We start from the raw sequence: 14784 nt of genomic DNA on the forward strand, positions 1-14784 counted from the left end.
TGTCATAAAGTACATAACATAGAATACTACTTTTCATTTGAAAAAGCAAGTATATTCTTTTCGTTCGCAAAATATTCTTGTGCTGTTTTCTTATCTTTTGCAATTTGTTCAACTAACTCATCGATGCCATTGAATTTCTTTTCTTCTCTTATACGCATATGCCACTCTACTGTAACATTTTGTTCATATATGTCTTTGTTAAATTCAAATAAGTGCACTTCAATAGATAATTGACGCTCATCTTCTTTAAAAGTTGGTTTATATCCAATATTACATACACCATCGTACCATTCATCGTGAACTTTTAATCTCACTGCATAAACACCTACAGGTGGTAATAGATACTCATCACTTAAACCTATATTAGCTGTAGGAAAACCAATTTGACGTCCACGCTTATCACCGTGTACAACCGTTCCCCCTACTGTATATGCTCTACCTAAAATAGATGGAATTTGTTCCATTTCGCCATTTCGAATTAACTTTCGTAATGCTGTAGAACTTACTTTCTCTTCTTGAAATTCAACTTTTTCAATCACAGTCTGTGTAAACTCCCCTCTTGCATGAAATGGTAAAGTCTCCATCTTTCCTTTTCCTAAACGTCCATATGAATAATCAAACCCTGCTACTACATGCTTTACATTCAAACCAATAATATAATCATCTACAAATTGTTGTGGCAATAAGCCTGCAAACGATTCATCAAATTTAATAACATATAATATATCGATCCCTAAGTTTTCGACTATTTTTTCTTTATCACACATTGGTGTAATATACTCCGCATGCGCTTCCTTTTTTCCTAAAACAACAGATGGGTGCGGATAAAATGTCATAACTGCACTTTTATATCCTCGTTCATCAGCTATTTGTTTCGCAGTTCGAATCACACATTGATGTCCTAAATGAATGCCATCAAAAAATCCTAATGCCATTACAGTAGGTGGTAATTCTAATTTATTTTGTTCATGTGGATGAGTTAAATGAATAAGTTTCACGCTTGAATTCACCTTTTTCTGTAATAATCCTTCCAATAATTCATTATAGCTTTAGTTCTTGATTATTCACAAGTACTTTCATCGGCTTTAGCATACCAGGGTGTTTTGGATGGTGCTCATAAATTGCAAGGCAGCGATTATTTGTATCAAACACTGTTATAAATGGCGCCGTTATTTGCAATTCATTTTTTAAGAACATACCATTCTTTATTTTCTCTGCTTGCTTTTCATCTACAACCATTTTTGGAAACTTACTTAATGCTTCATCAATTGAAATGAAGATAGACTCTACTGTTCCATTTTGCACGTTTTCTTCAATTTCTTCAAATGATATGCAATCTTCTAATAAAAATTCACCCGAAGCTGTTCTTACAAGGTGAGACATATGTGATGGGAAACCAAGTTTTTCACCAATCATTACTGCTAATGTTCTTACATATGTCCCTTTACTACACGTTACACGGAAACGAAATGAAATATTTTCCCCCTCAAACACTTCACGATCATCTAGTAATACAAATTCATGAATTGTAATTGTACGAACTGGACGTTCAACTTCTTGTCCTGCTCTTGCATATTCATATAGTTTTTTTCCGTTAACTTTTACAGCTGAAAACATCGGAGGCATTTGTTCAATCGTACCTGTTAATGCAGCAAGAGCCCCTTCTACTTCCTTACGAGTAATAACACGATCTACATTTTTCGTTTCAACAACTTCACCAGAAGCATCTTCAGTTGTCGTTGAAAATCCAAGTGTTACTTCACCTTCATATGTTTTCGTCTCACTCGTTAAAAATTGTGCAATCTTCGTTGCTCGTCCTACACAAATAGGTAATACTCCTGTTACATCTGGATCTAATGTTCCTGTATGACCAATTCGTTTCTCACGCAATATCTTTCTTAATTTAAATACACAATCATGTGATGTCATGCCTTTTGGCTTATGTAATAATACTACACCTTCCATATATGTTCACCTCATCATAATTCTTTCATAGTAATTATCCAAAATTAATTTTGCATTGAAAAAATGGATAGACAAATGTCTATCCATTATTCTTCACGTTTACCGTCTTTATTAATTTGATGTAAAAGTGTATCAATTCGATGACCATATCCGATAGACTCATCAAACTCAAAGGAAATTTCCGGTGTTTTACGAAGACGAATACGCTGGCCAATTTCTGAACGAATGAAACCTTTTGCCTTCGCTAAACCTTTTAATGTACTTTCTTTCTGTTCCTCATCACCTAAAACAGAAATATATACTGTAGCAATTTGTAAATCTCCACTCACTTGTACATCTGTTACTGTAACAAATCCAACACGTGGATCTTTAATTTTACGACTGATGATGTCGCCTAATTCTTTTTTCATTTGCTCGCCTACACGGTTTGCACGTAATTTCATAACTCTTCACCTCATTCAATACCATTCCAATTGTGTTATTGTACGTTCAATTTCAGGAAATGAATCGATGTACTCGAGTACACGATTCATTTCTTTTTCACAAATAACACGATTAGAGGATACAGAAACAATTGCAATTTCTGTACGTTGCCATACATCTTGATGCCCTACTTCTGAAACAGCTACATTATAACGCTGCTTCACACGAGTTAGCACCCGTTGCAAAATTGCTCGTTTCTCTTTTAAAGAATGCACATCGTAAATCATACACTCGAATGAGAGTGAAGCGATAATCATCGCTTCACTTCTTCCATAATGTACGCTTCAATGATGTCCCCTTCTTTAAGATCATTATATCTCTCAATTGTAATACCACACTCATAGTTTTGTGCAACTTCTTTTACGTCATCTTTGAAACGTTTTAACGTATCAAGTTGTCCTTCGAAAATTACTACGCCATCACGGATAATACGCACGCCACTATCACGTGTAATTTTACCGTCAATTACGTAACAACCTGCGATTGTTCCAACTTTTGTTACTTTGAATGTTTGGCGTACTTCCGCTTGACCGATTACTTTTTCTTCGAATTCTGGATCCAGCATACCTTGCATTGCTGATTCGATTTCTTCGATTACTTTATAGATAATACGGTGTAAACGAACATCAACATTCTCTAATTCAGCTGTACGCTTCGCATTCACATCAGGGCGTACGTTAAATCCAATTACAATTGCATTAGATGCAGAAGCTAAAATAACATCAGATTCTGTAATCGCACCTACGCCTGTATGGATAATTTTAACTTTAACACCTTCAACATCAATTTTACGAAGTGACGCTGCCATTGCTTCTACAGAACCTTGTACGTCTGCTTTCACAATTAAGTTAATTTCTTTTACATCGCCTTCTTGGATTTGTTGGAATAAATCTTCAAGGCTTAATTTAGATTTTTCACCACGTTGAGCAAGTAACGCTTCTTGTGCACGTGATTCACCGATTTGACGAGCTTTCTTCTCATCAGCGAATGCCATGAAACGATCTCCCGCTTGTGGTACTTCATTTAAACCTGTAATTTCAACAGGAGTTGATGGACCAGCAACTTTTACACGACGACCAATATCACTTACCATTGCACGAACACGTCCGAATGAAGTACCAACAACGATTGGATCTCCAACTCGAAGTGTACCGTTTTGAACAAGTAATGTCGCGATAGTTCCTTTACCTTTATCAAGCTGTGCTTCGATTACAGTACCAGTTGCATAACGGTTTGGATTTGCTTTATATTCTTCTACTTCACTTACAAGAAGAATCATTTCTAGTAAGTTGTCAATTCCTTCACCTTGAATTGCAGAAATTGGTACGAAAATTGTATCTCCGCCCCAAGCTTCTGGAACTAATTCATATTCTGTTAATTCTTGCATTACACGATCAGGATTTGCCGCTGGTTTATCCATTTTATTCACAGCTACAATAATTGGTACTCCAGCTGCTTTCGCATGGCTAATCGCTTCAACTGTTTGTGGCATAACACCGTCATCAGCTGCAACAACAAGAATTGTAATATCCGTTACTTGCGCACCACGAGCACGCATCGTTGTAAATGCCGCGTGACCAGGCGTATCTAAGAATGTAATCTTCTTGTCATTTACTTCAACTTGGTATGCACCAATATGCTGAGTAATTCCACCTGCTTCGCCTGCAGTTACTTTTGAATTACGGATAGAGTCAAGTAAAGTTGTTTTACCATGGTCAACGTGCCCCATAATTGTAACTACAGCTGGACGCTCTTTTAAGTTCTCTTCATCATCTTGCTCATCGATGAATGTTTCAAATTCAGTTTCACTTACAACTACTTCTTCTTCTACTTCAATACCATAATCAGTAGCAATTAACTCAATTGTATCTTTATCTAAGTCTTGGTTAATTGTTGCCATAATTCCAAGCATAAAGAGCTTCTTAATAATTTCAGACGGCTCTTTGCTTAATTTTTTAGCAAGCTCACCTACTGTAAGACTTCCAGAGAAAGTAAGTTTATCTGGTGTTTCTACAATTTGTGTTTGTTGTCTTCCAGCAAAGTTATCTTGACGTTTGTCTTCATTTCCTTTGCCTTTTTTCTTTTTCTTATTGCTGTTCTTTTTACTACGAACAACTTTTTCTTCTACTTCAAACTCATCTGCAACAGAAGGTTTTTCAGTTTGGTACGCATTATCTAATTTGTTTACTACTTCATCGTCTAACATTGTCATATGATTCGAAACCTCGATATTCATTTCTTTTAGTTTTGTCATAAGATCTTTACTTGAGATATTATGTTGTTTTGCATATTCATGCACTCGAATTTTACTCATACCTTCACCCCCGGTAATTTGTATCGAGCATGCTACGCAGCTTTTTCGCAAAGCCCTCATCTAACACAGCTACAACGACTCGCTCGTCTCTCCCAATCGCATGCCCTAATTGTTGTCGATTTTCGACCTTTCTCATTGGTACGTTGTAATACGTCGCTTTATCCGTGATGCGTTTTGTAGTATTTGCTGACGCATCTTCAGATAGCAATACAAGTTTTGCTTTGCCACTTCGTACTTCTTTTAAAACAAGTTCTTCACCCGAAATAATTTTCCGAGCCCGGTTTGCTAGTCCTAAAAACGATTTCCAATCGGACACTTATTTCGACTCCTTCTCAACAAGCTCAAGAAGCTCTTCGTATAGAGAACCGTCGATTTTCGCTTTTAGATGATGTTCCAAAACATTTTTCTTTTGGGCTTGAAGAATACTTTCTTTATCTTTTGATAAATAAGCACCTCGTCCTGATTTCTTTCCAGTTAAATCAATGGACACTTCTCCCTCTTTGGAACGAACAATGCGAACGAGCTCTCGTTTTGATTTCATTTCTTGCGTTGCAACACATTTTCGTAACGGAACTTTTCGATTGCTCATACTCATCACCTCTATTCGATTTCGTCTTCAACTGAATCGAATCCGAATGCGATTACGCTATCTTCTTCTGTTACAATACCAAGTTGTTTCGCATCAGACTCACTCTTAATATCAATTTTCCAACCTGTTAATTTAGCTGCAAGACGTGCATTTTGTCCACGCTTACCAATAGCTAATGACAGTTGGTGGTCTGGAACAACAACAGTTGTTGCTTTTTCTTCTTCATCTACAAGCACTTTAACAACTTGTGATGGGCTTAAAGCATTTGCAACATATTCTACTGGATCATTTGACCAGCGAACGATGTCAATCTTTTCGCCTTTTAATTCGTCTACAATGCGTTGTACACGTTGTCCTTTCGGTCCTACACAAGAACCTACTGGATCAACATCAATGTTCTCTGCATGTACAGAAATTTTAGAACGATCGCCAGCTTCACGTGCTACAGAACGAATTTCAACAGTTCCATCATAAATTTCAGGAACTTCCATTTCGAATAAACGTTTTAAAAGACCAGGATGTGTACGTGATACGTAAATTTGTGGTCCTTTTGTTGTTTTTTCTACTTTCGTAATGAATACGCGAATACGATCATGTGGTTTGTACTGTTCGTTTGGCATTTGCTCACTTACAGGTAATAAAGCTTCTACTTTCCCTAAGCTTACATAGATAAAACGAGCATCTTGACGTTGTACGATACCCACCATGATATCTTCTTCACGGTCACTAAACTCAGAGTAAATAACACCACGCTCTGCTTCGCGCACTCGTTGTGTTACAACCTGTTTTGCAGTTTGTGCTGCAATACGACCGAAATCTTTTGGTGTTACTTCAATCTCTAGTACGTCACCATCTTGATAGTTTGGATTAATTTGTCTTGCTTCTTCAACAGAAATTTCAAGACGTGGATCAAACACATTATCTACAACGTCTTTACGTGCTAAAACTTGAATTGTTCCCACTTCTGGGTTAAAGCTCACACGAACGTTTTGTGCTTGATTAAAATTGCGTTTATAAGCAGAGATTAACGCTGCTTCAATCGCATCAATAATAATATCTTTGCTGATTCCTTTTTCTGACTCTAATACGAGCAAGGCATCTAACAACTCAGTGCTCATGAAGATCCCCCTTCTAACTAAAACGTAACAGCAAGTCGCGCATTTGCAACTTTATCCATTGGAATTTGGATTTCTTTTTTACGTGTTTTAATTGTTAATAATAATGTAATTGTAGTACCATCGTAGGAAAGTAGCTTTCCTTCAAACATTTTTTCACCATCAATCGGCTCATATGTTTTAATTGCCACTTGTTTTCCTACCGCTTGCTGGAAGTCTTTCTCTTTCTTTAATGGGCGTTCCGCTCCAGGAGATGATACATCCAAAAAGTAAAGATGAGGAATTGGATCCTCTTTATCTAAAGCTTCGCTTAAACGTTCACTTACCGCACCGCATTCTTCAATGTCGACTCCCTTTTCAGAATCGATGAATACGCGTAAGAACCAGTCTTGTCCTTCTTGCACATACTCTACATCTACAAGTTCAAGATTTAACTCTTCAACGATTGGCTGCGCAAATGCTTCTACAACTTCTGTGACTTTCTTATCCATAAACAGCCTCCTTCCTGCCGCCATGTACCATTTACAAGAAAAGACCCCGTCCATAAAAACGGTCCATCTTATTCTTTCTCGTTAGCTAACAAAAGCCCCTGCCGTTAAGCAGGGAATATCTGTCTTAGTATTACCAAATTTAAGAAGTAAAACTTATAACAAAATATGTATATACGACAGAAATTTCTTACCTCTCCACATCAATAAAACGTAGATAGTAACACGAAAGAGTGGGTTTCCCCACTCTTTTTTTTACACAATATACATGACATGGTTATCTCGGTTAATAGTATACCATAGCAAATGTTGATTTGCAAAGACTTTTCCTACCTATTAGAACAGTGATAACTGGTTTTGATCAGGTAGATCGCCTAAGCAACCTTGACTATCTAAATACTCAATAATTGTTTTCGAAACCTTACTGCGCTGCTGTAAATCTTCTTTTGATAAGAAATCTCCATTTTTGCGTGCTTCTACAATACTTAAAGCTGCGTTTGTACCAAGTCCAGGCACTGCATTAAATGGAGGAATTAAAGTATCCCCATCAATAATAAATTCTGTTGCATGCGAACGGTATAAATCAACCTTTTGGAATGAGTATCCACGCTCACACATTTCAAGTGTCATTTCTAGTACTGTTAATAAACTTTTCTCTTTCGGCGCTGCATCCAAACCTTTTTGCGCAATTTCATCAATTCTTACACGTATAGATGCTGAACCCTTCGCCATCGCCTCTATATCAAAGTCATCTGCACGAACTGTAAAGTATGCCGCATAGAATAGAAGCGCGAAATGTACTTTAAAGTATGCAATACGTACAGCCATAAGTACGTAAGCAGCCGCATGGGCTTTAGGGAACATGTACTTTATTTTCTTACATGAATCAATATACCAACCTGGTACATTATTACTTTTCATGTCATCTTCCCATTCTTCCGGTACACCTTTACCTTTACGAACTGACTCCATGATTTTGAAGGCTAATGATGGGTCTAAACCTTGATAGATTAAATATACCATAATGTCATCACGACAACCGATAACTTCACTCAGCGTACATGTACCGTTATAAATTAACTCGTTTGCATTACCAAGCCATACGTCTGTACCATGTGATAGTCCAGAGATTTGGACTAACTCAGAGAATGTCGTAGGTTTCGTCTCTTCTAACATCTGCCTTACGAATTTCGTACCAAACTCTGGTATACCAAGTGTACCTGTTTTACAGTTAATTTGTTCTTCCGTTACCCCTAATGATTCCGGGCCTGAGAAAATTTTCATTACTTCTGGATCGTCTGTCGGGATTGTTTTCGGATCAATACCACTTAAATCTTGTAACATACGAATAACAGTCGGATCATCGTGTCCTAGTATATCAAGTTTCAATAAATTATCATGAATGGAGTGGAAATCAAAGTGTGTCGTTCTCCACTCAGCCCCTATTGAATCCGCCGGAAACTGAATTGGTGAGAAATCAAAGATATCCATGTAATCTGGTACAACGATAATACCACCTGGATGCTGTCCGGTTGTACGTTTTACGCCCGTACATCCTGCTACTAAGCGGTCAATCTCTGCATTTCGAATCGTTAAATTATGATCATTTGCATAACCTTTTACATATCCATAAGCCGTTTTTTCCGCGACTGTACCTATTGTACCCGCACGGTATACATAATCTTCACCGAACAGTACTTTCGTATAGTTATGAGCACGTGGTTGGTATTCCCCGGAGAAGTTCAGATCGATATCGGGTACCTTATCTCCTTTAAATCCAAGGAACGTTTCGAACGGAATATCATGTCCATCTTTCACGTATGGAACATTACATGCAGGACATTCTTTATCCGGCAAGTCAAAACCAGAACCTACAGAACCATCATTAAAGAATTCTGATTGCTTACACTTCGGACATACATAGTGTGGTGGTAATGGGTTTACTTCTGTAATTTCCATCATCGTTGCAACGAACGATGAACCTACCGATCCACGCGAACCTACTAAATATCCGTCTACTAACGATTTCTTCACAAGCTTATGTGAAATTAAATAAATTACGGCGAATCCATGCCCAATAATACTTTTTAATTCTTTTTCTAAACGCGCTTCTACAATTTCAGGTAACTCTTCACCATAAATGCTACGCGCCATTTTATAACTCATGTCACGCGTCTCATCATCTGCACCTTCAATTTTCGGTGTATATAGATCATCTTTCACCGGATGAACATCACCAATCAATGATGCAACCTTTTGTGTATTCGTTACAACAATTTCTTTCGCTACGTCTTCACCTAAGAATGAAAAACACTCTAACATTTCATCCGTTGTACGGAAATGTACAGGTGGTAATGAATGTCGGTTTAACGGATTGGCTCCGCCCTGCGAACTGACTAAAATTTTGCGATACATTGCATCCTCTGGATCTATATAATGCACGTTTCCTGTAGCAACAACTGGTTTATCTAACGTCTCACCTAGTTTTACTAAGTTAGAAATAATTGTTTTTAATTGTCCCTCATCTCGAACCAGTTCACGTTCTACTAAATGACGTAACACCTCTGGAGGCATTACTTCAATGTAATCATAGAACTGCGCAATTTCTTCTACCTCTTCAGGAGCTTTTTGCATCATCGCCTCAAACACTTCACCTTTATCACAAGCCGTTCCTACTAAAATTCCTTCACGATATTTTTTTAATAGTGACCTTGGTACTCGTGGTACACGATAAAAGTAATTTAGGTGAGAATAGGAAACAAGTTTATATAAATTTTTCAACCCTACATCTGATGTGGCAAGTAACGTCATATGACTTGGACGTCCACGCTTATACGCATCCCCTTGCCCCATGCTATCATTTAATTGATCGTGATATTCAAATCCCTTTTCAATCACATCTTTTAACATTTTCACAAGTAAGTATCCCGTTGCTTCTGTATCATAAATCGCACGGTGATGTTGCGTTAATTCAATATCAAGCTTTTTACACATCGTATTTAATCGGTGGTTTTTCATTTCTGGGAATAAGAATCTTGCAAGTTCTAACGTATCAATAACAGGATTATTCGTTTTTTCTAGCCCAGCCTTTTTAAAACCTACGTTAATAAAGCCCATATCAAAACTTGCGTTATGAGCAACAAGTGTATGGTCGCCCATCCATTCTTCAAACTTTTTAAACACTTCGTCCACTTCTGGTGCATCCGTTAACATATCATCTGTAATACCTGTTAATTCAATAATCGTCGCAGATAATGGCTGATGTGGATTTGCGAAAGATTCAAAGCGGTCAATAATTTCGCCACCTTTTACTTTTACAGCCGCTAACTCGATAACAGTATCATATACAGCTGATAAACCTGTCGTCTCAACGTCGAAAACAACATATGTTTCCTCTGCAAGTAAACGATGCGCTTCGTTATATGCAATTGGTACACCATCATTAACTAGATTCGCTTCTACACCATATATAACTTTAACCCCAGCCTTTTTACCCGCAGAATATGCCTCTGGGAAAGACTGCGCAACAGCATGGTCTGTAACAGCGATTGCCTCATGTCCCCATTTACCTGCTTGGGCAACAAGTCTAGAAACAGGAGTAACAGCGTCCATTTGGCTCATCGGTGTGTGAAGATGCAGCTCTACACGTTTTTCACCTTCTGGCGCTTTATCTTTACGAGACGGTCCTGTTATTTCATTTATATCATTTGCAATCATTACTAAATCTCGAACGAATGTATCATTTTGAACAGAACCACGCGCTTTCACCCACATTCCTTTTTTCAAGGATTGCAGCATTGGAATATCTTCTTTGTCACGCGAGAACATTTTGATCATAATTGAATCCGTATAGTCTGTTATTTTTAAAGTTAATAACGTACGGCCACTACGCAGCTCTTTCGTTTCTACATGGAAGACGTATCCTTGAACTGTTTTTCTTCTTTCTTCATCTTGAATTTCTCGCATCGGTGTAATCTCTTCATCCGGCTTAATGAGATATCCGAGTACAACCGGTCCTTCATGCACAACGCTACTTTCTTCAGCTTGCTTCTTCGCCATTTCTTCCATAGCTTGTATAACACGTTCACGATCTTCTTGCTGCGTTTGCTCACGAAACTTTTGCATTTCTTCTGTATTTTGCTGTATATGTGTGTCTAACTGAAAACGCGGGAATCCAAAAGTTTCGTATTGATCCCCTACTGGTTTCGCAACGTTTTTCTTTAAAGCAGTAGATTCCAGCTCATTATTCACATTTATTAGCAACTTCACTCCATTCACCTGCGGAAGCTGCTTCTTTAAGTAAGCAAACATAGGTGAAAATGTAATTCGTTCCGTACAAAGCGGCCAATACGCCCTCACTTCTTCTTCTGTAAATTGTTTATTCTCTGTTTCTAATGCAAATGTTGTTCTTGCAATATGAGAAAATGATTGCTTAAGCTTTGTTTCTAGCAATTCATATAATTCTGTAGGCAAAATACGTGGCACTTGTAAATCAAAATGCCAACTTTTATTCGCTTTATCAATAACGAGCCTTTCAATACCACCACCTTGTAAATATTGATTTATAAGGTCGTCTGGTATTTGCAACTGCTGGAGCAAAATTTGAAATCGCTCTTGTTGTTCATTTGTTAAAGACATAAGCACTCTCCTTCCATTTGCTATTATAAATTGAAACGTACTACAAAGAAAGATTTCTCCCTTCTTCTTTTACAAAATACGTTTACAAAGAAAGAGAAGGTACCTCATTACGAGGTACCTCTTCTTATTTTAAAATATTTGTAATATATGTTTGAAGTTCTTCTACTTTCACTTCTTCAGACTCGCCTGTAGCACGTACTTTCACTTCTACAATACCTTCGTCTGCTTTTTTACCAACTGTCACGCGAACTGGAAGGCCGAATAAATCTGCATCTGCAAATTTAACACCCGCACGTTCTGCACGATCATCTAGTAATACTTCGTACCCTTGTTCTTGTAATGAGTTGTAGATATTTTCACCCATTTCACGTTGTGCATCAGATTTCATATTTACTGGAATTACATGCACATGGAACGGTGCAACAGCTTTTGGCCAAACTAAACCGTTCTCATCATTAAACTGCTCTGCGATTGCTGCCACTGTACGAGATACACCGATACCGTAACAACCCATAATAAGTGGTTGTGTTTTTCCGTTTTCATCTAGGAATGTTGCGTTCATTGCTTCACTATAACGAGTTCCTAATTTGAATACATGACCAACTTCAATTCCGCGTGCGAAAAGAATTGTTCCGTTTCCATCTGGAGACTGGTCTCCTTCTTGAATGAAGCGTAAATCTGTATATTGACTTACTTTAAAGTCACGTTCTGGATTTACATTTACATAATGGAATCCTTCTTCGTTCGCTCCTGAACAACCGTTAACAATTGATGCTACAGCATGGTCTGCGATAATTTCGATATCACCTGTTACACCAATCGGTCCTAAAGAACCAACTTCACAGTTTAATAATTCTTTCACTTCTTCATGAGAAGCAAGCTCAACAACTGAAGCGCCGTATACATTTTTCACTTTTACATCGTTTACTTCATGATCACCACGTACAAGTACAACTACTAATTTCTCATCTACTTTAAATACCATAGACTTAATGCACTTGTCAGCTTCAATGTTTAAGAATGCAGATACTTCTTCAATTGCTTTTTGATCTGGTGTTGCTACTTTTTCAAGTGCCTTTTCTGCTTCATCACTCTTCGTATACGTAGCTACAACAGGAGCCATTTCGATGTTTGCTGCATAATTAGATGTATCAGAGTATGCAATTGTATCTTCACCAACTTCAGATAATACCATAAATTCATGCGTATCTTTTCCGCCCATTGCTCCAGAGTCAGCAATAACTGCACGGAAATTCAAGCCACAACGAGCAAAAATGTTAGAGTATGCTTTGTATAAACGATCGTATACTTCATCTAAACTCTCTTGTGTAGCATGGAAAGAGTATGCATCTTTCATTAGAAACTCTCTTCCACGTAATAAACCGAAACGAGGTCTTTGTTCATCACGGAATTTTGTTTGAATTTGGTACAATGTTAACGGTAATTTTTTATATGATTTCACTTCATCACGTACAAGATCCGTAATTACTTCTTCATGTGTCGCTCCTAATGCGAATTCACGAGCGTTACGATCTTTCATACGCATTAATTCAGATCCGTAAGAATACCAACGGCCTGATTCTTGCCATAATTCTGCCGCTTGCATCGCTGGCATTAATAATTCTACAGCTCCTGCGCGCTCCATTTCTTCTCGAACGATACGTTCTACTTTGTGTAGTACTTTTAATCCAAATGGTAGAAAACTATAAATACCAGAAGCATTTTGACGCATAAAACCTGCGCGAAGTAATAACTGATGACTCTTAATCTCCGCATCAGCTGGAACTTCACGTAATGTAGGACTGAATACCATACTTTGTTTCATTTATTCGCACCTCTTCATTTTACTCTTTCACGCAGTAAAACCCCTCACCTCGAGTTAGGTGAGGGATTTTATTCTACGAGCTCTATTTCATTATAAGTTTCACTTTATTTTACAAGAAAAACTTACGAATGTCATTCCAAGTTACAACTAACATAAGTAACATTAATAATGCAAAACCAATAAAGTGAACCATTCCTTCTTTTTGGCGGTCAATTGGTTTCCCTCGTAACGCTTCAATTAAGAAGAAGAACAAACGTCCACCGTCTAAAGCAGGGACTGGTAGTAAATTAAATAAACCAAGGTTAATACTTAAAACTGCTGCTAAACTTAATACACGCGTAAATCCATAATCTACAACTTGATCTGTTAGATTATAAATTCCTACTGGACCTGACAACTCATTAATAGAGAATTGACCAGTTACTAATTTCACAAGTGAATCAAAAATTAGTTTTGTCCATTGGTATGTTTGTTCAAATCCTGATTTAATAGAACCCATTACTGTTTTCTCTACTGGAGAGTAAACACCAATTCTACCCACTTCGTCTTTTCCTTCTTTATCGAGTGTTGGCGTTACTTTTACATTAAACTGTTCATTATCACGCTTTACTTGTAACGTAATTTCTTTATTTGGGTTTTCACGTACAACGGTAACAACATCTTTCCATGTACTTGTGTTTTTCCCATCGATTGCTTGAATTGTATCATTTTCTTTTAATCCAGCTTGCTCGGCTGCACTATTCTCCATTACTTTTCCGACCATTGGCTTGTCAACAGGAACACCTTGTACAAATCCAAGAATCACAAAAATAACAAATGCTAAAATGAAGTTCATTGCAGGACCTGCAAAGATTGTTAAGGCACGTTGACCCAATTTCTTGGATCCGAACTGCCTATTGTACGGAGCAATTTGTATTTCTTCACCAGCAGTAATAATACGAGCCTTTTCATTCACTCGGAATGTTTGAAGCTCTTCCTCGTACTCTTCATAGCCCGAAATTGTTAAATTATGCTCTAAATCAGCTTGTTCGACTTCAATGACACGAACATTTGGATACTTTTCATATCCATCAAAAACTAATTTCGCAACTTCGTCTTTTTCATTTAATACAAGGCCAACCTTTTTTCCAGGCTTTAACTCAACTGTGTCTGCATCTTCGCCAGCCATTCTTACATAGCCACCAAGGGGCAGTAATCGAATCGTATACACCGTTTCATTCTTTTCAAATGAGAATATTTTCGGACCAAAACCAATCGCAAACTCACGGCATAAAATACCTGCTTTTTTTGCGAAATATAGATGCCCTAGCTCATGGAAAAATACGAGTGCACCGAAAATTAATATAAAGGCAATCGCTGTATTCAAT

12 protein-coding genes are annotated in these 14784 nt (G+C 37.5%); all 12 read right to left on the bottom strand.

Annotated elements, in window-relative coordinates; translation table 11 throughout:
• Window positions 1-26: 26 nt before the first annotated feature.
• The gene (gene ribF / locus NHG49_RS19350; RefSeq protein WP_064475019.1) at window positions 27-998 is read right to left on the bottom strand and encodes a bifunctional riboflavin kinase/FAD synthetase; all 972 of its coding nucleotides are present in this window, start codon (window positions 996-998) and stop codon (window positions 27-29) included.
• Between the two features lie 43 nt (window positions 999-1041).
• Window positions 1042-1965 carry a tRNA pseudouridine(55) synthase TruB gene (gene truB, locus NHG49_RS19355; RefSeq protein ID WP_048545987.1) on the bottom strand — a complete coding sequence of 308 codons (924 nt, stop codon included), beginning with the start codon at window positions 1963-1965 and terminating at the stop codon, window positions 1042-1044.
• An 86-nt stretch (window positions 1966-2051) separates the two neighbouring features.
• Window positions 2052-2408, bottom strand: a complete 357-nt coding sequence (gene rbfA, locus NHG49_RS19360; protein ID WP_000776445.1) for a 30S ribosome-binding factor RbfA — start codon at window positions 2406-2408, stop codon at window positions 2052-2054.
• A 15-nt stretch (window positions 2409-2423) separates the two neighbouring features.
• On the bottom strand, window positions 2424-2705 hold the full coding sequence (locus NHG49_RS19365; RefSeq protein ID WP_000582364.1) for a DUF503 domain-containing protein: 282 nt from the start codon (window positions 2703-2705) through the stop codon (window positions 2424-2426).
• A complete protein-coding gene (gene infB, locus NHG49_RS19370) occupies window positions 2702-4762 on the bottom strand; it encodes a translation initiation factor IF-2 (protein WP_064475018.1) in 2061 nt (686 codons plus the stop codon). Before infB ends, NHG49_RS19365 begins: the two co-directional genes overlap by 4 nt.
• Window positions 4763-4766: 4 nt before the next feature.
• Window positions 4767-5078, bottom strand: coding sequence for a YlxQ family RNA-binding protein (locus tag NHG49_RS19375; protein WP_001286521.1), 312 nt, complete (start codon window positions 5076-5078; stop codon window positions 4767-4769).
• Window positions 5079-5351, bottom strand: a complete 273-nt coding sequence (rnpM, locus tag NHG49_RS19380) for an RNase P modulator RnpM (RefSeq protein WP_000071127.1) — start codon at window positions 5349-5351, stop codon at window positions 5079-5081.
• A gap of 11 nt (window positions 5352-5362) precedes the next feature.
• The gene (nusA, locus tag NHG49_RS19385; RefSeq protein ID WP_000102596.1) at window positions 5363-6469 is read right to left on the bottom strand and encodes a transcription termination factor NusA; all 1107 of its coding nucleotides are present in this window, start codon (window positions 6467-6469) and stop codon (window positions 5363-5365) included.
• Window positions 6470-6486: 17 nt separating this feature from the next.
• On the bottom strand, window positions 6487-6957 hold the full coding sequence (gene rimP / locus NHG49_RS19390) for a ribosome maturation factor RimP (RefSeq protein WP_000359098.1): 471 nt from the start codon (window positions 6955-6957) through the stop codon (window positions 6487-6489).
• A 333-nt stretch (window positions 6958-7290) separates the two neighbouring features.
• Window positions 7291-11592 carry a PolC-type DNA polymerase III gene (locus NHG49_RS19395; protein ID WP_064475017.1) on the bottom strand — a complete coding sequence of 1434 codons (4302 nt, stop codon included), beginning with the start codon at window positions 11590-11592 and terminating at the stop codon, window positions 7291-7293.
• A 124-nt stretch (window positions 11593-11716) separates the two neighbouring features.
• The gene (locus tag NHG49_RS19400; RefSeq protein ID WP_088047269.1) at window positions 11717-13417 is read right to left on the bottom strand and encodes a proline--tRNA ligase; all 1701 of its coding nucleotides are present in this window, start codon (window positions 13415-13417) and stop codon (window positions 11717-11719) included.
• Window positions 13418-13526: 109 nt separating this feature from the next.
• Complete coding sequence (rseP, locus tag NHG49_RS19405; RefSeq protein ID WP_142289350.1) at window positions 13527-14783, bottom strand: RIP metalloprotease RseP; 1257 nt, start codon at window positions 14781-14783, stop codon at window positions 13527-13529.
• Between the last annotated feature and the right edge of the window lies 1 nt (window position 14784).

It is taken from the genome of Bacillus sp. IBL03825, assembly GCF_024712505.1.
Taxonomy (GTDB): domain Bacteria; phylum Bacillota; class Bacilli; order Bacillales; family Bacillaceae_G; genus Bacillus_A; species Bacillus_A wiedmannii.

Excerpts from the sequence above, each read along its gene's own strand:
- truB (WP_048545987.1), bottom strand. The coding sequence starts at position 1,965 with ATGGAAGGTGTAGTATTATTACATAAGCCAAAAGGCATGACATCACAT.
- rimP (WP_000359098.1), bottom strand. The coding sequence starts at position 6,957 with ATGGATAAGAAAGTCACAGAAGTTGTAGAAGCATTTGCGCAGCCAATC.
- rnpM (WP_000071127.1), bottom strand. The coding sequence starts at position 5,351 with ATGAGCAATCGAAAAGTTCCGTTACGAAAATGTGTTGCAACGCAAGAA.
- rbfA (WP_000776445.1), bottom strand. The coding sequence starts at position 2,408 with ATGAAATTACGTGCAAACCGTGTAGGCGAGCAAATGAAAAAAGAATTA.
- NHG49_RS19365 (WP_000582364.1), bottom strand. The coding sequence starts at position 2,705 with ATGATTATCGCTTCACTCTCATTCGAGTGTATGATTTACGATGTGCAT.
- NHG49_RS19395 (WP_064475017.1), bottom strand. The coding sequence starts at position 11,592 with ATGTCTTTAACAAATGAACAACAAGAGCGATTTCAAATTTTGCTCCAG.
- nusA (WP_000102596.1), bottom strand. The coding sequence starts at position 6,469 with ATGAGCACTGAGTTGTTAGATGCCTTGCTCGTATTAGAGTCAGAAAAA.
- NHG49_RS19400 (WP_088047269.1), bottom strand. The coding sequence starts at position 13,417 with ATGAAACAAAGTATGGTATTCAGTCCTACATTACGTGAAGTTCCAGCT.
- infB (WP_064475018.1), bottom strand. The coding sequence starts at position 4,762 with ATGAGTAAAATTCGAGTGCATGAATATGCAAAACAACATAATATCTCA.